At 53.5% G+C, this 18,558-nt stretch carries 33 protein-coding genes and 1 tRNA gene; 2 read left to right on the top strand and 32 right to left on the bottom strand.

Annotated features, from left to right (window positions below; all coding sequences use genetic code 11):
- Positions 1 to 2 precede the first annotated feature (2 nt).
- A complete protein-coding gene (locus F7C11_RS03280; protein WP_297090907.1) occupies positions 3 to 368 on the bottom strand; it encodes a BlaI/MecI/CopY family transcriptional regulator in 366 nt (121 codons plus the stop codon).
- Between the two features lie 143 nt (positions 369 to 511).
- Here F7C11_RS03280 and F7C11_RS03275 point away from each other — a divergent pair.
- Positions 512 to 589 (top strand) — tRNA-Arg (locus F7C11_RS03275).
- Between the two features lie 42 nt (positions 590 to 631).
- On the opposite strand, the gene F7C11_RS03270 is transcribed toward F7C11_RS03275, so the two are convergent.
- From F7C11_RS03270 to F7C11_RS03200, 15 genes are all read right to left on the bottom strand, one after another.
- Complete coding sequence (locus F7C11_RS03270; RefSeq protein WP_297090906.1) at positions 632 to 865, bottom strand: hypothetical protein; 234 nt, start codon at positions 863 to 865, stop codon at positions 632 to 634.
- Positions 862 to 1,053: a hypothetical protein gene (locus F7C11_RS03265; protein ID WP_297090905.1), complete on the bottom strand. Its 192-nt coding sequence runs from the start codon at positions 1,051 to 1,053 to the stop codon at positions 862 to 864. The genes F7C11_RS03270 and F7C11_RS03265 overlap by 4 nt, the downstream gene beginning before the upstream one ends.
- Entirely contained in the window at positions 1,050 to 1,403 is a 354-nt protein-coding gene (locus F7C11_RS03260) for a hypothetical protein (RefSeq protein WP_297090903.1), read from the bottom strand. Before F7C11_RS03260 ends, F7C11_RS03265 begins: the two co-directional genes overlap by 4 nt.
- Positions 1,404 to 1,612: 209 nt before the next feature.
- Positions 1,613 to 1,879 carry a hypothetical protein gene (locus tag F7C11_RS03255; RefSeq protein ID WP_297090901.1) on the bottom strand — a complete coding sequence of 89 codons (267 nt, stop codon included), beginning with the start codon at positions 1,877 to 1,879 and terminating at the stop codon, positions 1,613 to 1,615.
- A 6-nt stretch (positions 1,880 to 1,885) separates the two neighbouring features.
- On the bottom strand, positions 1,886 to 2,443 hold the full coding sequence (locus tag F7C11_RS03250) for a hypothetical protein (protein ID WP_297090899.1): 558 nt from the start codon (positions 2,441 to 2,443) through the stop codon (positions 1,886 to 1,888).
- Positions 2,424 to 2,681 (bottom strand): hypothetical protein, encoded by a 258-nt coding sequence (locus F7C11_RS03245; protein ID WP_297090897.1) that lies wholly within the window; start codon positions 2,679 to 2,681, stop codon positions 2,424 to 2,426. Before F7C11_RS03245 ends, F7C11_RS03250 begins: the two co-directional genes overlap by 20 nt.
- The gene (locus F7C11_RS03240) at positions 2,681 to 3,208 is read right to left on the bottom strand and encodes a hypothetical protein (protein ID WP_297090895.1); all 528 of its coding nucleotides are present in this window, start codon (positions 3,206 to 3,208) and stop codon (positions 2,681 to 2,683) included. Before F7C11_RS03240 ends, F7C11_RS03245 begins: the two co-directional genes overlap by 1 nt.
- Positions 3,208 to 3,609, bottom strand: a complete 402-nt coding sequence (locus F7C11_RS03235) for a hypothetical protein (RefSeq protein ID WP_297090893.1) — start codon at positions 3,607 to 3,609, stop codon at positions 3,208 to 3,210. Before F7C11_RS03235 ends, F7C11_RS03240 begins: the two co-directional genes overlap by 1 nt.
- On the bottom strand, positions 3,606 to 3,758 hold the full coding sequence (locus F7C11_RS03230) for a hypothetical protein (RefSeq protein WP_297090891.1): 153 nt from the start codon (positions 3,756 to 3,758) through the stop codon (positions 3,606 to 3,608). Before F7C11_RS03230 ends, F7C11_RS03235 begins: the two co-directional genes overlap by 4 nt.
- 94 nt (positions 3,759 to 3,852) lie before the next feature.
- Entirely contained in the window at positions 3,853 to 4,191 is a 339-nt protein-coding gene (locus F7C11_RS03225) for a hypothetical protein (protein ID WP_297090889.1), read from the bottom strand.
- On the bottom strand, positions 4,188 to 4,343 hold the full coding sequence (locus tag F7C11_RS03220; RefSeq protein WP_297090887.1) for a hypothetical protein: 156 nt from the start codon (positions 4,341 to 4,343) through the stop codon (positions 4,188 to 4,190). The genes F7C11_RS03225 and F7C11_RS03220 overlap by 4 nt, the downstream gene beginning before the upstream one ends.
- Entirely contained in the window at positions 4,340 to 4,597 is a 258-nt protein-coding gene (locus tag F7C11_RS03215; RefSeq protein ID WP_297090885.1) for a hypothetical protein, read from the bottom strand. Before F7C11_RS03215 ends, F7C11_RS03220 begins: the two co-directional genes overlap by 4 nt.
- Positions 4,590 to 5,408 (bottom strand): hypothetical protein, encoded by an 819-nt coding sequence (locus F7C11_RS03210; RefSeq protein ID WP_297090884.1) that lies wholly within the window; start codon positions 5,406 to 5,408, stop codon positions 4,590 to 4,592. The genes F7C11_RS03215 and F7C11_RS03210 overlap by 8 nt, the downstream gene beginning before the upstream one ends.
- 173 nt (positions 5,409 to 5,581) lie before the next feature.
- Entirely contained in the window at positions 5,582 to 5,767 is a 186-nt protein-coding gene (locus F7C11_RS03205) for a hypothetical protein (RefSeq protein WP_297090882.1), read from the bottom strand.
- 283 nt (positions 5,768 to 6,050) lie between these two features.
- Positions 6,051 to 6,500 carry an AbrB/MazE/SpoVT family DNA-binding domain-containing protein gene (locus F7C11_RS03200; protein WP_297090880.1) on the bottom strand — a complete coding sequence of 150 codons (450 nt, stop codon included), beginning with the start codon at positions 6,498 to 6,500 and terminating at the stop codon, positions 6,051 to 6,053.
- Positions 6,501 to 6,818: 318 nt separating this feature from the next.
- On the opposite strand from F7C11_RS03200, the gene F7C11_RS03195 reads away from it, so the two are divergent.
- Positions 6,819 to 7,172 carry a hypothetical protein gene (locus tag F7C11_RS03195; RefSeq protein ID WP_297090878.1) on the top strand — a complete coding sequence of 118 codons (354 nt, stop codon included), beginning with the start codon at positions 6,819 to 6,821 and terminating at the stop codon, positions 7,170 to 7,172.
- A gap of 19 nt (positions 7,173 to 7,191) precedes the next feature.
- Here F7C11_RS03195 and F7C11_RS03190 read toward each other — a convergent pair whose 3' ends face one another.
- From F7C11_RS03190 to F7C11_RS03115, 16 genes are all read right to left on the bottom strand, one after another.
- The gene (locus tag F7C11_RS03190) at positions 7,192 to 8,553 is read right to left on the bottom strand and encodes a hypothetical protein (protein ID WP_297090877.1); all 1,362 of its coding nucleotides are present in this window, start codon (positions 8,551 to 8,553) and stop codon (positions 7,192 to 7,194) included.
- Positions 8,550 to 8,822, bottom strand: a complete 273-nt coding sequence (locus tag F7C11_RS03185; protein ID WP_297090875.1) for a hypothetical protein — start codon at positions 8,820 to 8,822, stop codon at positions 8,550 to 8,552. Before F7C11_RS03185 ends, F7C11_RS03190 begins: the two co-directional genes overlap by 4 nt.
- Positions 8,815 to 10,014, bottom strand: a complete 1,200-nt coding sequence (locus F7C11_RS03180) for a hypothetical protein (RefSeq protein WP_297090873.1) — start codon at positions 10,012 to 10,014, stop codon at positions 8,815 to 8,817. Before F7C11_RS03180 ends, F7C11_RS03185 begins: the two co-directional genes overlap by 8 nt.
- Complete coding sequence (locus F7C11_RS03175) at positions 9,995 to 11,248, bottom strand: hypothetical protein (RefSeq protein WP_297090871.1); 1,254 nt, start codon at positions 11,246 to 11,248, stop codon at positions 9,995 to 9,997. Before F7C11_RS03175 ends, F7C11_RS03180 begins: the two co-directional genes overlap by 20 nt.
- Positions 11,245 to 11,790, bottom strand: coding sequence for an HTH domain-containing protein (locus tag F7C11_RS03170; RefSeq protein WP_297090869.1), 546 nt, complete (start codon positions 11,788 to 11,790; stop codon positions 11,245 to 11,247). The genes F7C11_RS03175 and F7C11_RS03170 overlap by 4 nt, the downstream gene beginning before the upstream one ends.
- A gap of 191 nt (positions 11,791 to 11,981) precedes the next feature.
- Positions 11,982 to 12,893, bottom strand: coding sequence for a hypothetical protein (locus F7C11_RS03165; protein WP_297090867.1), 912 nt, complete (start codon positions 12,891 to 12,893; stop codon positions 11,982 to 11,984).
- Positions 12,877 to 13,017 carry a hypothetical protein gene (locus F7C11_RS03160; RefSeq protein WP_297090865.1) on the bottom strand — a complete coding sequence of 47 codons (141 nt, stop codon included), beginning with the start codon at positions 13,015 to 13,017 and terminating at the stop codon, positions 12,877 to 12,879. The genes F7C11_RS03165 and F7C11_RS03160 overlap by 17 nt, the downstream gene beginning before the upstream one ends.
- Positions 13,018 to 13,019: 2 nt before the next feature.
- Positions 13,020 to 13,337 (bottom strand): hypothetical protein, encoded by a 318-nt coding sequence (locus tag F7C11_RS03155; protein ID WP_297090863.1) that lies wholly within the window; start codon positions 13,335 to 13,337, stop codon positions 13,020 to 13,022.
- Positions 13,334 to 13,459, bottom strand: a complete 126-nt coding sequence (locus F7C11_RS03150; RefSeq protein ID WP_297090861.1) for a hypothetical protein — start codon at positions 13,457 to 13,459, stop codon at positions 13,334 to 13,336. Before F7C11_RS03150 ends, F7C11_RS03155 begins: the two co-directional genes overlap by 4 nt.
- Positions 13,460 to 13,463: 4 nt before the next feature.
- Entirely contained in the window at positions 13,464 to 14,114 is a 651-nt protein-coding gene (locus F7C11_RS03145) for a hypothetical protein (protein WP_297090859.1), read from the bottom strand.
- 1 nt (position 14,115) lies between these two features.
- Positions 14,116 to 14,832, bottom strand: coding sequence for a hypothetical protein (locus F7C11_RS03140; RefSeq protein ID WP_297090857.1), 717 nt, complete (start codon positions 14,830 to 14,832; stop codon positions 14,116 to 14,118).
- Positions 14,833 to 14,837: 5 nt separating this feature from the next.
- Positions 14,838 to 15,209 (bottom strand): hypothetical protein, encoded by a 372-nt coding sequence (locus F7C11_RS03135; protein ID WP_297090855.1) that lies wholly within the window; start codon positions 15,207 to 15,209, stop codon positions 14,838 to 14,840.
- Positions 15,210 to 15,249: 40 nt separating this feature from the next.
- Complete coding sequence (locus tag F7C11_RS03130) at positions 15,250 to 15,507, bottom strand: hypothetical protein (protein ID WP_297090853.1); 258 nt, start codon at positions 15,505 to 15,507, stop codon at positions 15,250 to 15,252.
- 2 nt (positions 15,508 to 15,509) lie between these two features.
- The gene (locus tag F7C11_RS03125; RefSeq protein WP_297090851.1) at positions 15,510 to 15,656 is read right to left on the bottom strand and encodes a hypothetical protein; all 147 of its coding nucleotides are present in this window, start codon (positions 15,654 to 15,656) and stop codon (positions 15,510 to 15,512) included.
- A complete protein-coding gene (locus F7C11_RS03120; RefSeq protein ID WP_297090849.1) occupies positions 15,653 to 17,215 on the bottom strand; it encodes a S8 family peptidase in 1,563 nt (520 codons plus the stop codon). Before F7C11_RS03120 ends, F7C11_RS03125 begins: the two co-directional genes overlap by 4 nt.
- 16 nt (positions 17,216 to 17,231) lie before the next feature.
- Entirely contained in the window at positions 17,232 to 18,557 is a 1,326-nt protein-coding gene (locus F7C11_RS03115; RefSeq protein ID WP_297090847.1) for a hypothetical protein, read from the bottom strand.
- Between the last annotated feature and the right edge of the window lies 1 nt (position 18,558).

The following is an 18,558-nucleotide window of genomic DNA, read 5'->3' as shown; positions in this document are numbered from 1 at the left end:
CATCACTTCTTAATTCTGGAGAGATAGGCGTAGGTCGCCTCCTTGAAGTTTGTCATCAGTGCATCGAGGATGCTCTGGACGACCCTCTCTTCGAACTCTTCACGGGTCGTTGTTATGGAGTACACGTACCTCATTCCACCCCTTCCCTTCTCAACGCTCCTCTTGAGGAGTCCGCGCTCGCACAGGCGGTTCATGAGGATGCTTATGGTGGAGCGCCTTATGTCCGGGTGCTTCACTTTCATATATTCATAGACCTGTCCTGCCGTCGCCACCTTGACCCTCCACATGTGCTCCATTATCTCGGCCTCAAGGGGCGGAAGAACAGCCTTTATACCTTCTTCGGTGAGCTTGAATTCGTGGGGCTGCATGGTATCACTCCTCCTCTTCCTTGTTCTATGTAGGGTGCCTAAGCTAAAAAGTTTTTGTGCTTTTCGATGCTTTGGTGTACATTTTGATTCATCAAGAGCGGTGATTAGGTTTTTAAATCTACCCAGGGAATACCTATGGGCGTGGGCCGGTGGCCTAGTCGGGACAGGGCGTCGGCCTCCGGAGCCGAAGGTCGCGGGTTCAAATCCCGCCCGGCCCGCCAGCTTTTCTGTCGTGAAAAAGAGACCCCTTTGAGAGCGCATCATCATAAGGCGCTCCCTCCCAAGCTTGTTGAATAGTTGAGAGAGGTTGAAGCCTTCTTCCCGCAAACCCGCGACAACCTCTTCATCAAGGTAGATGTGAACTCTAACCTTCTTGCTCTTTCGGGCTTTTTGGGCCGTGTGAGAGCCCCTATTTTTGTGGGCCTTTTTGGGCATATTGTCCCACCGCGTGGGATATTAACTCCGCGGGTTATTAGGACTGCGGTCATGGCCGTCACCACCCCTCTGCATGACTGATATCGCCCCACCCATTGAGTATCGCCATTCCGCCATAACCAAATCCGATCCCGAGCACTGCTAAAACAGTATTTCCCTCAGCAAGGCCCTTTGCCCCAATGAGTGCTCCTGCAATGATCAATATTATTCCAACAAGAATTGACAACATCTCAGTAGTCATGTTCCTCACCAGATTTCCTCGACTTTGCCCATCTTGAAAAGCCAGAGTTTGCCGAGATACTCCATCCTGTCAGTAAACTTCTTCGAGAGAATGTACGTGTGGTAGGCGCCCCTGCTGATGAAGCCGAGGGCCTCAAGCCTCTTGATAACGCGGAAGTAGAGGTAATGCTTCTCGGGCGGGAAGAGCTCCTTGTACTCGTCCCAACCCATGCGGCCGTTCTTCTTGATGTACTCCACAATCTCCTCGGCCATCTTCCTGGCTTCCTCACTTTCGAAGACTACTTCAAACACATCACGAGGCTGAACTAGGACGGGCATTTTGATGGTCACGACGTCGGGAAGGCGTCTTTTTCTCGGCATAGTTACACCACCTCAGTTATTAACTGCGACGGGCTTAAAATTATCATCAGGAGTGGGGTGGGCGAGTTGGGGGTGAATACTGCATTGTGGTGCAAGTATTCTGGATTTGTGCTGTTTCACCTTGGTCATACGAAGACTTCTTTTCGGAAAGAATGATACTATACAGGAGGCGTTATTATCCCTGTTAACTTTCGTATGAAAGTTAACGGTCATAGTATCCAGTCCTCCTCGAGGTCCTCCTCATCCTCCCCGTCGTCTGGCAAGTCAATCCGGTCGTACTTCACGAGGAAGCGGTAGATGAACTCGATAATGTTGTCCGGGAAGCCAGCCTCTTTCAATTCTGCTTCCATGACTTCCCAAGGCTCAATGTAGTACGCGCACCACTTCTTTCCACCGTGCTCAAAGCAGATGAGGCTTCCAGGCTGGCCGTCATCGTTCACGTCCAACCTGATGGTGAGATCGAAACCCTCACTCATTCATCATCACCTCACGTAATCCATTATCGTCTTAGGTTCCTGGAGCGGAGTGTTCATTAGGCGCTCAATCCTCTCAGCCATTTCCTCTGCCCGCTCCCACCCTTTCTTTTTGGCAGGGAGCAGGATGTAAACGAAGTCCTCACTCCACAGAACCCAACCGATGCCGTGCTTAATCAGCAGGGCGAAATCATAGGGGTTCCAGGACAGGCTGAGGGTAACGGGCCTGGTAGCGATATACATGTAGTCAAAGAACCTCTTCCTGTGGACGGCCTGGCTCACGACCTTTGAGAAGTCCCACTCCTTGAACTCAATGCCAATCATCATAGAGCGGGTCTTATTGTCCCACGCCTGCCAGGTGAGCTTAACCGTTGCATCGCACTCATAGTGTTTCCCATCGACCTTGAAGACCTTACGAGGGCTTATGTCGATTTTGTAGGACTTCCAGTTGAGCTTGCTCAGGTGCCTCTTCACAACCTTCTCAATGACTTCAGGGGCTTTGGCCTCCTCAAGGTTGCCGTTCTCTTTCAGCCACTCCCTGTACTCCTCAAGATTCACCGCCACCACGCTCCTCTTCGAGCCAAATCCTGTATTTGCGCCCTCCTCTTGTTTCGAACTCTATCGCCCCACCATGATTTTCGAGAATCTCAACCAAGATACCGTAGAACTTGTCAGTCACTTCTTTCACGTCGTCGGCTTCTATCATCGTGCCGTCAGCGCTCCTCCTCTTCACGTGCGCAATAAACACTCTTCCCGAACGAGGCCAAAACGTCAAGTCCCACTTATCCCAATTCACCCGAGCCATCACCCGCGCCCCCACAGCAGCATTCTGAGAGTGCCCGGCAACTCCGAAGCCGGGACTCTAATCACGTCCTCCAAATCCACGAAAGCGTAGTAATCGTGGGCCGGGCCGTGCCCGTACCAGTCAAAATTCACCGGCGTGTTCGCCACGTTCCAGACCAGGAACTCCCTGCCCAAATTGACCAGGTAGAAAAAGTCAATGCCAGCCTTCATGGCAAACATTCTATGCCCCTCGTACTGCTTGCCGTTCACCTTGACCTTCCCGTTCACGAGCGCCGAGTGCGGGTTCATGTTCTTCAGCTCGAAGCCCGTGAAGCGGAAGCCCTTCACACCGTTCCTGTTCAGGTACTGCACAATGAGGCTGTCCACGTCCGTCACGTACATGTGCACGTCCAGGCCCTTGCGGGCCCTCTGGAGCGCCCGGCTGAAAGCCACGCGGTTCTCAGCGTCCCGCATGAGGCGCTTGAAGTACGTGAACGCGTCCTCAATGCTGAGCGAGTCCTGATAGACGAAAGCCGTCCGCGAGGCCATTAGGTCTTCACCCCCTTGGGTGTGACGACAATTTCCTCAACCTCAATCTCTTCCTCCTCCGGAGCCGACGTGTGAGTCCTGTCAACGAGAATCGCCCTGCTCCTCCTATCCCACCGCGCCCAACTGAGCCTCCTGAGCCCCTCGAGTATCTCCCGGTACTCCTCCCTACTAACGCGCTTTCTGAGCTTCACCCTGTACACGTCCAGGTCAATGATCACCTGCGTGGGGACTTCAATAGTCTCAAGGTAGTTCACGAGGTTCTCGAGAGGGAGGGCCAGCTCGTGCCCTGGTGGGATCTCATCGTCCTCGACGAGAACCTGAACCTTCCTTGCGCGCCAGGCCTCCCTAGCCGCTTCCTGCTTTACCGCAACCTCCTCTGAGAATGATATAAAGTGGGTCATGAGGCCGCCCCCCTGCGAAGTTCCTCCACCTCATCGACCAGGTCCCTGATGAGCTCCACCAGACTCTCGATTGCCCGCTCAAAGTCCCCCTCCCTGACGCTGTACCTTGCCTCCAGGAGCCTCGCATCAACCTCAATCCTCGAGATCACGGGATCACCCCCACAACTGCGAGGACAGCTGCAATGAGCTCGCCGAGCACCAGGCCCTTTAGGACCGCAAAGATGAGGTCAACGGGCTTCAGCCTCATGGCGAAGCCTCCCCAAGAAGTTGTTTTATTATCGCGAGCCTCTTCTTAGCAGAAGCTATGTCCTCATCAAGGCCCTCAACGTACTTCAGCTTCTCAATGAGCTCAGGTGGATACTTGTCGATGTCAAAGCCGTACCTCCTTTCTTCTTCGACCACTTCCCTGAGAAATGACTCCTCGTTCTCAAGCCATTCCTCCAAAGCTTCTTTTTGAAGCCTCAACAGTTCCCTGATCTTATCGTCATCAAAGAATTCATTTAGGGGTCCTTCTGCGATTTCAATTGTCTCGCCATCACCATATACAATCTTCAATCTGCCCAAGACTCCAAACTCACTCATGCCCTCACCTCCAGCTCCTCTTCTTCGAGTGCATCACCTATCAGCGTCGAGGCCAGGCGAAGCAGGTACCTCGCGTGGTTGCTCTCGACTTCGAGAGCCAGGAGCTCAACCTCCCTCTTCAGCTCAAAGAACCTGTTCCTGTCCACCTTCATGCCCTCACCTCCCTTCTCCGTATCGCGTTGAGGACGTCCTCCAGCGCGTCCGCATAGCCAGTCCAGTACTCGGCCCCGTTCTCGCCCCTGAGCGAGAGCGAGAACGCGTTTTCCCTGGCCACCTGAATCTCCCGCTCGAGCCACGTGATGATGTCCGGCACTTCCTCGGCCCGCTCAACCAACTCAATCGCCTCATCCCACCTAGCCTTCTCCGAAGCAACCCATTCCCAAAATCCAGTTTCCACCTCAGACATCGGCCTTCACCTCCAGCGGTTTTGAGTGGTACGCGTTAAGGGCGCGAAGAACAACGCGCCGAAGGTTAGAAACGAAAACATCACCCCAATCCTCCTCATGCTCCTCCAGCACTGCCAGAATTGCACGCCGCCAGTCCTCCGGGTCAATGTCCGCCAGGACCTTCTCCAGCTTTGGTGGCACCTTCTCTTCCAGGTACTTCTTCGCGTCCTTGCCGCGCTTCTGAGCGATGAGGCTCATGTACTCGCGGTGCACAAGCTCAAAGAACACCTCAATCCAGCGCTCCGCGGCCTTTCCAGTCCTGAGCGGCTTGACCTCAGGGACCTTCTCCTTCACTGCCTCGCCGACTGCCAGACCCTTCGCAGCCTTGAGAGTGTCTTCCCTGTAGAGGACGTAGTCAATGATGTCCGCCTTTGCGCCGGGCCTCTTGAGAACCCACCCGTGGAACTCCTCCGCAATGTCCTTCGGGTAGAACTTGTCCGGGAACCTGTTGTGCTGATCCTTCTTCACGACAAAAGCCAGCTTGAGCAGGCGTTTGATCTTGTTCTCGTCCCTGAGGCCAAGGACCTCAGCACAGAGGGCCTTCCAGCTGACGCCCTCCCGAGCCTTTTCAGCGAGGGCCTTGAGCATCCTGGCGTCCTGATAGGATCTGACAGAGCGGCCCTGCTTGAGGGCTTCAAGCTGAAGCTCAAGCTTCTCGATCCTCTCAAGGAGCTTCTCGCGCTCCTCAAGAAGGGCTTGCTTCTCCTTTTCAAGCTGCTTGATGTAGTCTTCTTGGTGCTGCACCTTTGCGATGAGTTCCATTACGTCCATTTTTGTGTGTCTTAAAAGCCAGTGGAACCATTCCGCCCGTGAGAGGCCCAACTTCAAACGTTCGTCCTCTGCGAGCTCGAAATCTTCTTCGGGAATATCCGCCCTCCATTGAACCAGCCTACTGTTCCATTTCCGGGGACGTCCAGGGCCTCTCACGGGAATTCTCATGAAGATCACCCATCAACTGCAACTCTTGCCTTGTATGCATCCCACATGTCCAGAACAAGCTCGGGCCAGGAGATACCTCGACGTAGTTTCTCCTTCTCCATCTCTTGGTAAACACCGTAGGGAATCCATGCCTCGAACCTCTTCACGGGGCCATCATACTTGCGAGGACGTCCACGTCTTTCCACATTCATCACCTTCCGAGATTTTTTCTCGTACGAGAATATTTCTCGTAAGATAGTAAGCACTTTTAGTATAAAAGATTTTTGTGGCCAAAATTGGGGTAGAATGAACTACATTGGTTTTTTGAGTGGGAAAAATCCCGGAAATTACCAAGCCTTACAGTAATTAGAAATATTTTGCCTGCATATTAATTAAGTACCCAAAAAAGGAGCCGTTATATGGCTGCAAAAGACAGAAGAAAGAAATAAAAGGCTTCTATAATTCCTAATTAATAATTAGTACTAATTATTAAACTTAAACAAACACATAAGTGTAGTGTTCCATATCCAGGCTTTCAGGAATCTGTTCATCTGGCGTTAGTTCGGACCATCTACCCACACTTTGCATCTTGGTCATCAACAGCTTACCCTTCTCGCTTACAAGTTCATCGAATTTGTGAAATCCATAAAGAACGACTTCGACGATGTCTTTCTCTTTTAGATCAAATTGTTTTTTTAGCTCTGAGGGCAGGAATATTAACCCCTTGGCTCCAAGCCTTGTAATGAGGTAAGCTTGTCGAAGTATCCGAATTTCCCGTTTCGTATGATCAATCTCAACCTTCCTGATAACCACTTCTATGTAATCATTCTTCGCAAGATTAAGAGCGTCTCTGATAGCCTTGGGAACTGCTATTCTTCCCTCTTTGTCCAACCTCGCATGAAATTTGGCTAGTGGTTCGATGATTTTAGCTTCTTGCTCGGTCATTGCTCTATCCCCCGCTCATAGTATATTACCTTTGTAGGATACTTTGCCAGGGGCTCGATGATTTTAGCACTAGGTTCGCCCGCCATGTTGCCCGCCCCTATTGTCATAATTGTTATGGTGTTCGTTATTTAATAAATAAAGATTGCGAAAAATTCCCGGGATGGTGAATTTCTCATGGTCATGCTTTCGGGGATTTTCGAGTTTTTGGGTGATATCTCAATTCTTGGCTTTTTTCCAGCGCGCGGCGGCGAAATGTTCTTATAAGTGTGAGTAATAAGGGTATTGCATTATCAAAAAGAGCAGCAGGGGGGCTTGTGAATGGACAATCCATTTTCTGTTGTGGGAGATACTGTAGGAGAAGTATTGGTTGGAACAGTTTTGGGTATTGCTGTTTCAGCAATATATGCTGTACTTATAACATTGTTTCCCTCAAGCACTCCAGGATGGATAAGACTATTATTTGTGAGTATATTTGCATTGGCCGATATAGCGAGTATACTCGCAACGGCAGGTGAGGGATTTACTGCGCCAGCATGTTACGTTCTCGCGCGGATTGGAGGGTATCTCTTTGCCATTTGGATATTGCTCCAAGGAAACCTCCCAATGACCTCAGCACTCATAAACTTACTTATATTGTTAGGTGCTTTTGTACTTCGCCTGAATTATGAGTAAAAAGAAAAGGAAGGGATATTCACCCCGCTACAACTTCCACTATTTTTCCATTTTCGTCCACAACAATCGCCACGGCATTGGCCTGGTCGAGGTAGAAGTAGCCGCTGAAGAGCATGTTGAGTTGGGCCTGGAGGGTGATGAGGTTCATGAGCCTCGGATCCGGCTTCTGGCCGTTGAGCATGTCCATGAAGTTGGCGTTTAGCAGCTTGCACGCTGCATAAGTACCTTTCCTGTCAAGCCCTGCAACGAGCACGTCGTAGAGTTTGAAGTCGCCGTTGAGTAGGTGCTCTTTCATTTCCTCTGGAGTCCTTGCAGAGGGTATTACCTCAATGACACCGTAGCTCCCGCTCCACTTGTCGCCGTATTTGCTCACGAGGTACCACTTGCCGTTCTCCTTGACAAAGCGCACTGGCAGGTCGGTTCTGTTGTTGAGCATGGCTGAATACTCGTTCGCTGCCGGCCCCCCAACACTGTAGACGATTGGCGCCATCTTGTTGGGGTCGGTTACCTCAGTATCAAGCATCGCGTCGGCGCGTATGAAGCTTTTCTTGAGTTCTTTGTATGCCTTGACGACGGTTGAGGGCAGGGGAAGCCACTCGATGAGGCTGTCGGATTCGTCTATCCATTTCTGCACTGCTATTCCAACTTTTGCTCCTGCTGCCACATCAGCCCCTGCTGCGTGCTCACCGACAACGATCATCACCGCCGGAACTTTTGTCGGATCTATGAAGGGCTGTGGTGTTGAGTTTGTTGTAAGAGTAGGCGTCATTCCTTCTTCGAGCTCTGTCCCCGGAGGATAGCCGGGATTTGGATACACTTCGACAGTCCCGCTGGCTACCGTGTAGTGGTGGAGCATGAGTCTAACACTGCTCCATGTCAGGTCTTTGAGCTCGAGGGTGGTTCGTTCAGTGATATCAAATTGCCCGATTTCCACTTCTTCACCCTTGTGGAGCGTGTAGATCTTATCATCTCTGGCGTTGTATATCTTAGCCTCTCCGGTCAGCGGATTGATCTCCTTGACCAAGAATTGGTTCCACTCTCCGTAGAGTGTGAGTTCTTTCTCCTCCGGATTGTCGGTTACTTGGACGTCTGTCAGAATCCAGATGTATTTTCCGTCAGAGTCAACAAAGCCGCGTTCTGTGGCTGTCACGTCGTGGGGGTTGCCTGTCTCGGTAAAGTGAACTTTGAAGTAGGCTTCCCATCCTTTGCCAGCCGTATACTGGAACTCCCCGGTCCAGTTCACTATCGCTCCGGGGATTGTTATGGTCTCGGGCATCCCTGCCTCAACGTGGATCGTCGCGACCGCTCCTTCAGCCATCACCGCGGCCGGCACTATGGCACCGGCGAGGAGAAAGATGAGAAAGGCGGCGAGCCTCTTCATGTGGCACCCTCCTTTTCTTTTTTCGGCAAACCTCCAAAAAGCTTTTTCCTCTTGCGTTTGGAGGGTTTTTCGGTCGTGACTTTGTAGCTCCTGATCTTGATTTTCTGCTCCTTTGCGAGTTGCCTGATGAGGTACTCGACGCGGTCGGCATCGCCCTCGACGTTGAGGGTTATCCAGTATCGGCCGGGGCCATGAACTTTGTCGGCCACGACCTCATAGATCAGCCAGGCCCCGAGGGCCAGGGAGATGTAGAGAAACCATTCAAACATCTCCGCCCGCCTCCTCCTTTATTTTTTCTTTCAGCTCGATGAGCTTCTTCTTGAGGTACTCGACGCGGTTCTCCTTGAGGAGGAACTTCTTCCTCGCGAGCTCTGCGACCTGGTCAACGTCGAGCTCGAGGATGTCGCCCTTTGTAATCTCCTGGCTTCCAGTTAGCTGCGGGATGATGGTTCTCAGAATAACCAGGAGGTTTGGATCATCGACTATGGTCTCGATCTTCGCCCTCAGCAGATCCTTCTTGAGGTATTCAGAGAGAAGCTCCTCCTTGAGCTCCCGGGCCTTCTGGTCGATCATGACTTCGGCGTACTTCTTCATCTTCTTGTATTTCCTGTAGCTCACGACGAGCCCGCCCAAGACAAGCGGGAATATCCAGGGCGTCCACAGCATGTACTGCTCTTCGGCCTTCTCCTTTGCAGTCTCCCACGACCACTGTTCGGCCTTGAGGCGCTCGATCTCCTCTTCGAGCTCGCGGATGCGCTGGTTCCTCTCCTCAAGGGCTTTCTGGAGTATCTCGATCTGCTTTCTCAGCTGCTCGTTTTCGGTTTGAGTCATGTTGAGTTGCTGCTGGAGGTACTGGAGCTGTTTGGCCAGTTCGTCGCGCTCTTGCTTCAGCTGTTCGAGCTGTGCGGTCAGGTTGTCGATTATTTGCTGGCACTCCTCGACGCTCTCACAGGTAACGTTTTCTGGAATTATCACGGGAGTGAGGTTGATGGGCGTGAGATTGACGGGAGTCAGGTTCGTCGGGGTGGTGTTGGTCTGGTTCGTCTGGTTCGCGACAGTGATGTTCGTCAGGTTCTCCGGCTCGGTCTCATTGGCCAGCTCGCCCTGGAGGAGCACGGCGTAGGCATCAGGACCAGTGATGATGATGAGGGCGGTTTTGTTCTGAATGCTCTTCCTCGTGCTCACGATGCTGATATTGGTATCGTCGAGCTCGACAGTGTTCCAGTCGATATTCTCAACCAGGAGCCTTCCGGCCTGGAGGTCCTGGATGAGGGCGTAGGTATGGTTGTCCTGCTTGTTGATCTCGATGCTGATGTTATAGAGCAGGGTATCATTATGATATATGAGAATGGGTTCGCCGAGCCTGACCTCCCGCTGCCATGTAAATGCGAGTGCATAGGTATGAAGTGCTATATTCATATATATTATTATGAGTAAGACGCTAATAATTCGCCTCCTCATTCTCCCACCTCTCGTATTCTTTCACGAAGTGGATCGGGAGAAATTCTCCAGAACGGGCCTTCCGGCTCATGGGCGGCCTGACAAGGATTTTCTTCACCATGTAGCCGTCGTCGAAGTAGGCGAACTTCTTGTCCAGGCGCCTCAACTCTGCATCGTTTATCTTTAGCTTGTCTGCCACTTCTTGGTTTCTCATGCGCTTGATGAAGCGCTCCTGACACTGTGCGACCACGACATCGTCCAGATCATCAAACTCCTGGCTGTCAAATGTCCACAATAGGCCTTTTCCTCGCGAGATTCTCGAGTAGACTTGTAAGTTCTGCTTCATGCGCTCCTGGTACCTGGCGAGGGTGTCGATCATGTCTTTCTTCTTCTTTGGTGCGAGCAGATGGGCATCGGCTACATAGAAGCTCAGAATATCATCTTTCCGCTTGAGGTACTCCCACCTGTCATAGATAATGTTGAGAATGGCCATGGCCCACAGATACCTTTCGAGTGGGTCTCTTATGAAAGTGAACGTGAAGACGCTGATCTCGTCTTTTTTCTTGAGTATTTCATCTATTTTGTACTCTCCATTGCTGTGGAGGACGCTTGCTATGTATTCGATTTTCAGCAAGGTGAAGCTGCTAAAGTTTGCCCCTTTCCCAATCTCCTCGAAGACTTCCAGGAATTCTGATATAGAGCGCTCTTTCCTCTTTGGCCTAATCTCTTCAGTGTATTTCTTATATGCCTTGTTGATGATGAGCCTTTCAATGGATCCACCCGGGAAAATGGCCGGGATTAGGTCAACAACGTCGGGCTCGGTGATCTTGAGCGACTTGTAGAACTTCGAGCGGATCCCCTCGTCGTTCTTCATGAAAGCGCGGTACTTCCGTGTCGCTGGAGAGTACACGATGGCCTTGAAGGGCCTCGGCTCAAGGCGGAAGTACTTGGTGAGAACCTCAAGCATGCCGTCATCGTCATTTGGCAGGTTCATGAATGCCCGCTCGTTTTTTGCTTCCAGAGCGGGCTCAATCTCGACGATTTTTCTGCCGCGAAGGAAGTCTACCTCCATGAGCGTCTGTGCGAGGGTTGTTTTTCCCGCGTTGGTCTGGCCGGAGATGTATCTGTGCACCATGTCTGCCGAGACATAGACGAAGTTTTTCCCGCGCGTGATGCCTACGGCGTGGGTTCTCGGCTGGTCGATTTTGATTTCCTGCGGCTGGACGACGAAGCGGTCGAGATATGCGCTCATCATATCGCTCCCCTCGCCTTGAGCTCTGCGACGCTCTGCCAGAGAAGCCTGAAGACTTCGTCCATCACGCCGTCACGGAGCTTGTAGCGGCCTTTCTCGTCCTTCTCCACGACCTTGAGCTTGTCGAGCTCCTGGAGCGCCTGATGCACTGCCTGCGCCGAGATGCCAAAGCGTTCGGCGAGCTCGGAGGGGCCGATTGGTTCTGTCTCCCCATAGAGGGCCGCGATAATCTTCGTCCTCAGCGTTGCTCGTGAGCTCAGCATCCTTTCGAGCTTCCTTAGTGCCATCTCGGCGCTCTCTCCAACAAGAATCGCCTTGACGAGGAGCTCATTCGCTTGGCGGTATTGTTCTATGATCGACTTTGCTATCTCGAGCTTTTTCTCACGGTAGATTCCAGGGACCTTCTCCATCTCCTCCTCGAGCTGCGCTGCTTTCTCCATGAGAGAAAGGGCGAGGTCAAGGTACTTGGCTTCCCCATCCTCGGCCGCTTCGGCCTTCAAACGCGAAATATACTCAAACCTACTCAGGACTAACCCGTTCGCCACCTTTTCACCTCCCGTTTTGGAATGTGTGATTTTCCTGATATGTGGCCTTCAAGCCATCAAGTCACGTCTTGACTTGATCACCTCGCGGCAGTTTTCGGCCCACACGGGCCGGCGTTGCCGTGGGGGCGGACGCTTTCGGGACCCCTACTCACGTCCGGCCCCTTTCACGGCGGAAATTGAAAACGAAAGAGTCACCAGGCTTCGCGGTCTTTCTTGATTGCTTCCAGAATGGCGGAGATTTCCTCCTTCTTGATCTTCCCGACCTCGCTGAAGAAGCCCTTGCCCATGATGTCGAGGATCTGCTTCGCCTTCTCGAAGCCTCTGTTGGAGAGCTCCTCGAAGAACTCTTGCGGGATCTGGCTGATTTCTTTAGCGAGCAGGTAACCGCGCTCGGCGTACTCTTTCAGAATCCTGTTCTCGGCCTGGAGGTAAGCGATCTCCTTCTGCGCTTTCATGTACTTCTCTTCGCCGAGGTCAATCGGCTCCCACACGTAGACAGGGATAGCCTCGCCCGTGACTGGATCGGTCTCATAGTAGGTCGGCTGGCTTGGCTTCCTGGCGCTGATGATCCTCGTGTTGCCGTAGCCGTGGATGCTGTCGTAGGGGATGAAGTATATCTCGCCGTTCCACTGCGGCGAGAGGAGAGACTTATTCGGATACACGCGCCAGCCGAGCTCGGTCTCAACGATGTGGGGCTTTATCCTCTTGTTCTTGATCTCGCGGTTCGTGAACGGAAGCTTGAGCCCGATGAGCGGCTTCTCCTTGACCCAAATCTCCGTCTCCGGGCTGGTGAGCGGGATGAGTCTCTTTGAGCGGGCTTTGGCGCTCTCGACCCACGTCATGCGCATGAACTCGACGAATGCTATCGAGCCCACCAGGACGTAGAAGCTGTAGCGGGGCGCGGCGAGGCTCTCATGGATGCTCAGGGTTGTCTCGTAGAACCCTGGCGCGGCGTAGGCTATGAGGCCGAAGCCAAGCAGGCTACCGATGAAGGTGATAGCCAGCCTCCAGAACCTCTGTCTGTTCTCGTTTTTGTTCTTAACCTTCTTTGCGAGCTCGCCGCGGATGTCCTCCCTGACTTCGGGTTCATGAGCGGGCTCCATGGCTCTCACCCCTCTCAAGCTGTTTCAGCTCGCGGTTCACCCGCGCGAGCTCCTTCTGAAGGTTCGTGATGACGCGGTGCAGGATTTCGCGCTTCCTTTTGAGGTACACCTTCTTGCTGACCATTCTCACCCCTCCAGGAGGCCGACGAGGAAGACGAGGGCCGTCGGCACGATGTAGAAGCCCCACATGAGGCTGAAGATTGGACTAAGTAGCAGCGTGAGCAGTGGAGCGCCTACGAGGAGTAGCAGGCCCCACGGGATGAAGTCGATGTCGAAGAACTTCCAGGCGACGATGACGACGCCGACCATGATGATCCCTGAAATGACAGGATAGAGGAACCAGAGGAAGACGCTGGTGGGATCGTTTGTGCTCTGCGGTGGCATGAGTATGGCGAAGGGCACGATGTAGGCCAGGGCGAGGATCAGGCCTGTTCTCAGGCTCATGCCCGTGCCCTCCTGTCTGCGTACAGGTCTTCGTATATTCCCCACGCCAGGAGCAGGCCGAAGAGCACCCCTACCGCGAAGGCCGTCTCGGGACTCAGGTTCAGAACCTCCAGTCCAAACATCCTTTCACCCCCTTTTCACCAAGTAGAGGTTCCCAACCAGGTGACGGAACGTCACGTTCTCAACAGTCATGTTCCCGAAGCCTTCAAACTCCTCAAAGCTCAGGAGCTTCGTCGTGTTGTCGTTGAAGAGAACCTGAACCGAGCCGTTCTGGAGTATCGTGACGTTCTTGACGTTGAGGTCTTGGGCGCTCGGCAGGTTGTAAGCGATGTATGCCTTTCCTGCAGGTCTCCAACCGTGGCCGGGCCTCCAGCTGAAGTCCCACACGAAGAACGCTCCAATCCAGCCGTCCCCAACCTTCTCTTTCTTCCACCAGATGTCGTCGTAGGTCGCGTAGGGGAACGCAAAGATGCCAAGATAGACCTTCCAGACCTGCACTTTCACGTCCACGTCTGTCGGCACGAGGTAGCTCCAGTAGACTCTACTGTCGTTGAGCTGGACGTAGTAGTCAGGGTTCCAGAAGTGCTCGCCCTCGATCCAGAAGCCTTCGCCGACCTTGAGGCCTTTGTATCCATCGACTGGCATCACTTCTCTCGTGAAAAGGTCGAGGGCGTGGCTTGCCGTGCCTTTGAGCAGGTCTTTCAGGCTCCATGCGCCCACCGTGGGGGCCGCTACAATCAGAAACAAAACGAAAACTGCAAGGGCTTTCTTCTTCATCTCAATCACCCCACACGAGCAGGTAGAGATATATCAGCGCAAGCCCGGCTCCCACAGGGCCGAGGATGTGGAGGGCCGCAGTATTGCCATAGTTCGGATACAAAGAGTACCCAATGACGTCATCAAGCCAGATAATGAATCCAGAGACAAATGCCACCGTCGAGGCGAAGCCTGCATTGAAGTATTCAAGTATGATCCCGAAGAGCATGATCGCGGCCCCCCAAATGATGTGGGATGTCCCAACCATGCTGACGAAAGCCAATGCAAAGGCGATCGGGATCAATATCGCCAGCGCGTTCTCCCACTCGAAGTTAAACTTCCCTTTCCAGTCCGAAATGAGGACAATGAGGAAGCTCGGGACGAGCACGATGTAGATAAAGGCTTGATCCTGTCCCATCTTGACTGTCTCGGGCATGACGTAGAATATCATGAGCGAGGCAAAGAGCCCGATTCCGGCCCAAAAGAGTGCCCCTGATACTGTCCCCTCGTCATAGCTGGTGAGGTAAGCGACAGTGGCGAGGACGAGCATCGCTCCCGCACTGTAGACAACGTAATAGTAATTCCTCGCCATGAAGGCTGTGAGAAGCATGAGCAGGATCGCCCCAAAGATGTCGGCCCTTTTGGAGACCACAAAGTAGGCGAAGAAGGCAGTAGCAACGATGAGGATGCTGAGCATGACGGCCTGCGAGGTCGTAGCGGCGAGCTCGGGGTTGTACACTCATCTCACCCCCTCACCAGCCAGAAGACCAGTCCGCTTGAAAGCTGGATCGCGTTTTTGATGTCGCTGATGCTGTGTATTCCCTGGCTCCACAGGAAGACGCCGAGGAGAGCTATTCCAAGAATCCACTTGGCCACGTTCCCGAAGACATAGCCTGCAAGGTACCAGACATAGCCGAAAAGTATCGTAATCACTTTGAAGTACATGACCCCCTGTATTGCAAAAACGTCCTCGAAGAGCAGCTCGGGCTTGAGGAAGGTAAGAGCTACAAACGAACCGATAGCAACAACCAATGCCATCTCGCCTGATGAATACAGGGCCGTGGCGAGTATGAATGCCCCAATGAGAGTGACGAGGATCAGCCCAACAGCACTCATTTTCTCTCACCTCGCTTTGATGAAGGAAGAAAACGAAAGCTCAAATCCAGCCGAACTCATCTGCGAGCACCATAATGGTCGCTGAAGGGAACCAGTCAATCGGCGCTGGAAGGATACCGTCTGCAGCACCCACTGCCAAGGCTTTTACATTGTCAGTTAGGGCATAGGCTATGAAGGCGTTAAGCGGAGCCTCGATGATGTCGCTGAGCCCTGGAATCATGTTCAGGGCATCAATGACGTCAGCGAGGATCGCTATTCCCAACCTCAGAGGAAGCGGTTTATCTTCCAAACCCCACACGGCTAATCACCATCCACATACTCATCCACAATGCGGAGCACGAGGGCGATCGCAATGGCGAGGCTGACGTTCTCCAGGAACTTCTGCACGCCGACGAGGAACAGTGTGAAGAGGAGAATAATGAGGAGGAAAAGGATGAACTTCTTCATGGCAGCAGCCTCCCGAGCCAACCCCAAAAGCTCTCTTTCGGTGGCTCTGCGTTCACGGCGGCGTAAGCATCCACTAGTCCCGCACCACTCCAGGTCGGGAGTGCGTTGATGCCGTCCAAGGGATAAGCGGTCTTCTGGAGGATCATCTTGACAGTCTCTGGCGTCAGCGTGCCGTGCTCCTGGAGAATGAGGGCGACAACTCCGGAAACGTGCGGTGTGGCCATGCTGGTTCCGCTCATGGCTATGAACTCGTTCTTCGTTCCGGCCCTCGCGGCGACTATCTTGACGCCAGGAGCTGCTATGTCCGGCTTGATGTCGTAGATGTTCAGGCCTGGCCCCTTGCCCGAGAACTCGGCCACCTTCATGTCCCTGTCAACCGCGGCCACGGTGATGGCGCCGGTGGCGATGCCGGGGCTGTCTATGACCACGAACTCGTTTCCGGCCGCGATGACGACCGGGATGTGCTCCTCCCTGATGAGCTGTTCAACCTTCTGGACCATCGGGTCTCTTGGGCTTCCGAACGGGCTTCCGAGGCTCATGCTCACGACTATCGGCTCGTCAGGGTGCTTCTTCTTCCATTCCACAACATAGTCCAGCCCCTGGATGATCTGTGTCATTGTGCCCCCGCCGTCCTTGCCGAGCACTTTCACGGCCAAAACATTCGCTTCTGGCGCAACACCGCTCACGTAGACAATTTTTCCGTCCACGTTCACCTTAACTGGCCGCCCTGCGGCGATGCTGGCCACGTGGGTTCCGTGGCCGTTGAGGTCATCGGAAGGCTCGTCGCTCACGAAGTTGGCTTTGGCTATGCACGCGCCCTGGAGCATGACGTGGTCGCAGTCCACGCCCGTATCGACGATCGCTATCGTGACACCCTTGCCCGTGATACCCTTCTTGCTCCAGGCCAAATCCGCTTTTATCAGCTTGATGTTCCAGTTGGCGTTGGCCACCTGTTCGGGAGTGATGTTGCCCTGGAGGAGGGCCGCGTTGACGTTCTCAACTGTTGCCGGGCTGTTGGCGACGTAGAGGTCTGGCCAAACTTCTCTGATGTAGAAGCGGTAGCCGAAGTCGAAGGCCTTGGAATAGACGAGGTTCTTGATGAGGCTCGGGCGGGCGCGGATGGTGATTGCATGGATGCCCTCGTCAACGTAGATGACTTTCGCCCCAACTGCCTCAAGGGCCTCTTTGATGCGATCGTTCGGCTTCAGCCAGGTGATGATGATCCAGTCGACTTCCTCGTCGTTCTGGACCTTCTGCTTGAAGGTGTTCAGCCAGTCCAGCGCCATGTCGGTGAGGTTTGCGCTTGCCTGGATCGAGCCAGTCACCCAATCCCAAAACTGCTCATCCACGTAGATGCCCGTGTTCGTCCTGATTAGCCCGGTGCTGTCGAAGCGCCAGGCCTTGATGGCGATGAGAGCCTTGTTCACGTAGTCAGAGATTGTGAGGTGTGGGAGCTGAGGCTGAGTGACTGTCTCGTTGAAGCTGCTGTCAGCTACTGCAACGCTGAGCGTCGAAAAGAGCATAATGAAAATGATGAAAGTCGCTGGAAGGGCCCTCATAGAGTATCAGGCCCCCTCAGCTCTCGCTGTCCTCGGTCATGATGCCGAGGAGGTCTTCCCAATCAATGCTCTTGCTGAAGAAGCCTCTCTTGTCGGTCTTGAGCGGGTTGAAGCCGCGCCAGAGCTCATCGTCTATTGCAAGATCTCTTGCCTCGCGGCTCTTGAGAGTGTAGTCGTTCGGGATTGTTATGTCGCCTATGCCCCTCTTGATCTCCCAAATTCCCTGGCCTAGATAGGCCGCGTTGCCAACAAACTTTCCGAAGATGCTCAGGATGTTGTCTATGTTGACGTTCTTTCCAAAGATGTTGCCGCTGTAGACTTCCTCCTCGTTCCCGAACAGGCCGAAGAGGTAGGTCGTCCTCTTGATGACCTTTATGTCAGTCCTCTCGACGTTGCCAATGCCTTCCCTCCAGTGCTCGCGGCCCTGGAGTGGTATTATGTAGTAATCCACTGCCTTCAGGCCGAGCTTCGCAAGCCAGCTCTCGTCCCACACGACATAAGCGTTGTACCTGTTCAGGTCTTTGAAGACCCTGTTCGGGAACTTGATCCTGTCACCCTTAACGCGGTAGAATGTGTCGCTCATGTTGATGTTGTCGAGGAGGGTCGCGTCAGCAGAGTAGACGAAGAGGTTGTACACGTCCTCGCTGTCGTCGCTCTTGACAAAGACGACCCAATCATTCGTGCCGTCGCCGGTCACGTCGTGCTGCCAGCTGAAAATTCCGTCCCTATCGTCGTCAGTCAGGGTCTGCGTGCTCAGGTTCCCGAGGTCGAGGATAGCGCCGAGGTCGGAGAGACCGCGGATGGTGAAGCTTGTGCTCCCAATCTCGACCGTGTCACCGTCCTTAATGTTGGCAATCGCGACCCAATACGGACCCCCTGCGACCCAAACCTGGAGCTCAAGGGTCGCGTTGTCGATGATGGTGCTGGTGGTGCTGTTCTGCGCTATGGCCTCGATCTTGAGAGTGTACATGCCCGGCTGGACGTTCGAGACGTTGATCGTCGCCGTCCAAAGGCCCGGCGTGGAGGTATTTGAGAAGGTGTAGATGTCGGCGGTGCCGTCGCCGTTCATGTCGAGAGCGTTTCCATATTCATCCACGAACTTTCCAGTCACTGATATCGTGTCGGCGCCCTGGAGGTTCGCGAGGGCAAAGGGCTCACCGCTGGAAGTCAGTATGGTGACGTTCACGGTGGCCGGATAGCCTGGAATCAGCTCGATGCCGGGGTCGGTGATGGCATTCTCCCACTCCACGTTGGTGATGGTCGCTGCCCTCACTACGGCAAAGACGGAAAACACAACCAGGAAAACGGCCAGGAGGCCGAGGGGCTTTTTCCACCCAACCATC

Origin of the sequence: Thermococcus sp. (assembly GCF_015521605.1) — an archaeon.
Taxonomy (GTDB): domain Archaea; phylum Methanobacteriota_B; class Thermococci; order Thermococcales; family Thermococcaceae; genus Thermococcus.
The sequence above is the reverse complement of the archived record's forward strand: the minus strand, read 5'-3'. Positions and strand labels throughout refer to the sequence as shown.

Excerpts from the sequence above, each read along its gene's own strand:
- F7C11_RS03225 (WP_297090889.1), bottom strand. The coding sequence starts at position 4,191 with ATGAGTGAGTTTGGAGTCTTGGGCAGATTGAAGATTGTATATGGTGAT.
- F7C11_RS03235 (WP_297090893.1), bottom strand. The coding sequence starts at position 3,609 with ATGACCCACTTTATATCATTCTCAGAGGAGGTTGCGGTAAAGCAGGAA.
- F7C11_RS03175 (WP_297090871.1), bottom strand. The coding sequence starts at position 11,248 with ATGATGAGCGCATATCTCGACCGCTTCGTCGTCCAGCCGCAGGAAATC.
- F7C11_RS03120 (WP_297090849.1), bottom strand. The coding sequence starts at position 17,215 with ATGAGGGCCCTTCCAGCGACTTTCATCATTTTCATTATGCTCTTTTCG.
- F7C11_RS03145 (WP_297090859.1), bottom strand. The coding sequence starts at position 14,114 with ATGAAGAAGAAAGCCCTTGCAGTTTTCGTTTTGTTTCTGATTGTAGCG.
- F7C11_RS03215 (WP_297090885.1), bottom strand. The coding sequence starts at position 4,597 with ATGTCTGAGGTGGAAACTGGATTTTGGGAATGGGTTGCTTCGGAGAAG.
- F7C11_RS03205 (WP_297090882.1), bottom strand. The coding sequence starts at position 5,767 with ATGAATGTGGAAAGACGTGGACGTCCTCGCAAGTATGATGGCCCCGTG.
- F7C11_RS03245 (WP_297090897.1), bottom strand. The coding sequence starts at position 2,681 with ATGGCTCGGGTGAATTGGGATAAGTGGGACTTGACGTTTTGGCCTCGT.
- F7C11_RS03200 (WP_297090880.1), bottom strand. The coding sequence starts at position 6,500 with ATGACCGAGCAAGAAGCTAAAATCATCGAACCACTAGCCAAATTTCAT.
- F7C11_RS03210 (WP_297090884.1), bottom strand. The coding sequence starts at position 5,408 with ATGGACGTAATGGAACTCATCGCAAAGGTGCAGCACCAAGAAGACTAC.
- F7C11_RS03160 (WP_297090865.1), bottom strand. The coding sequence starts at position 13,017 with ATGGTCAGCAAGAAGGTGTACCTCAAAAGGAAGCGCGAAATCCTGCAC.
- F7C11_RS03155 (WP_297090863.1), bottom strand. The coding sequence starts at position 13,337 with ATGAGCCTGAGAACAGGCCTGATCCTCGCCCTGGCCTACATCGTGCCC.
- F7C11_RS03220 (WP_297090887.1), bottom strand. The coding sequence starts at position 4,343 with ATGAAGGTGGACAGGAACAGGTTCTTTGAGCTGAAGAGGGAGGTTGAG.
- F7C11_RS03180 (WP_297090873.1), bottom strand. The coding sequence starts at position 10,014 with ATGAGGAGGCGAATTATTAGCGTCTTACTCATAATAATATATATGAAT.
- F7C11_RS03185 (WP_297090875.1), bottom strand. The coding sequence starts at position 8,822 with ATGTTTGAATGGTTTCTCTACATCTCCCTGGCCCTCGGGGCCTGGCTG.
- F7C11_RS03135 (WP_297090855.1), bottom strand. The coding sequence starts at position 15,209 with ATGAGTGCTGTTGGGCTGATCCTCGTCACTCTCATTGGGGCATTCATA.
- F7C11_RS03280 (WP_297090907.1), bottom strand. The coding sequence starts at position 368 with ATGCAGCCCCACGAATTCAAGCTCACCGAAGAAGGTATAAAGGCTGTT.
- F7C11_RS03240 (WP_297090895.1), bottom strand. The coding sequence starts at position 3,208 with ATGGCCTCGCGGACGGCTTTCGTCTATCAGGACTCGCTCAGCATTGAG.
- F7C11_RS03195 (WP_297090878.1), top strand. The coding sequence starts at position 6,819 with ATGGACAATCCATTTTCTGTTGTGGGAGATACTGTAGGAGAAGTATTG.
- F7C11_RS03190 (WP_297090877.1), bottom strand. The coding sequence starts at position 8,553 with ATGAAGAGGCTCGCCGCCTTTCTCATCTTTCTCCTCGCCGGTGCCATA.
- F7C11_RS03115 (WP_297090847.1), bottom strand. The coding sequence starts at position 18,557 with ATGGTTGGGTGGAAAAAGCCCCTCGGCCTCCTGGCCGTTTTCCTGGTT.
- F7C11_RS03150 (WP_297090861.1), bottom strand. The coding sequence starts at position 13,459 with ATGTTTGGACTGGAGGTTCTGAACCTGAGTCCCGAGACGGCCTTCGCG.
- F7C11_RS03165 (WP_297090867.1), bottom strand. The coding sequence starts at position 12,893 with ATGGAGCCCGCTCATGAACCCGAAGTCAGGGAGGACATCCGCGGCGAG.
- F7C11_RS03125 (WP_297090851.1), bottom strand. The coding sequence starts at position 15,656 with ATGAAGAAGTTCATCCTTTTCCTCCTCATTATTCTCCTCTTCACACTG.
- F7C11_RS03260 (WP_297090903.1), bottom strand. The coding sequence starts at position 1,403 with ATGCCGAGAAAAAGACGCCTTCCCGACGTCGTGACCATCAAAATGCCC.
- F7C11_RS03255 (WP_297090901.1), bottom strand. The coding sequence starts at position 1,879 with ATGAGTGAGGGTTTCGATCTCACCATCAGGTTGGACGTGAACGATGAC.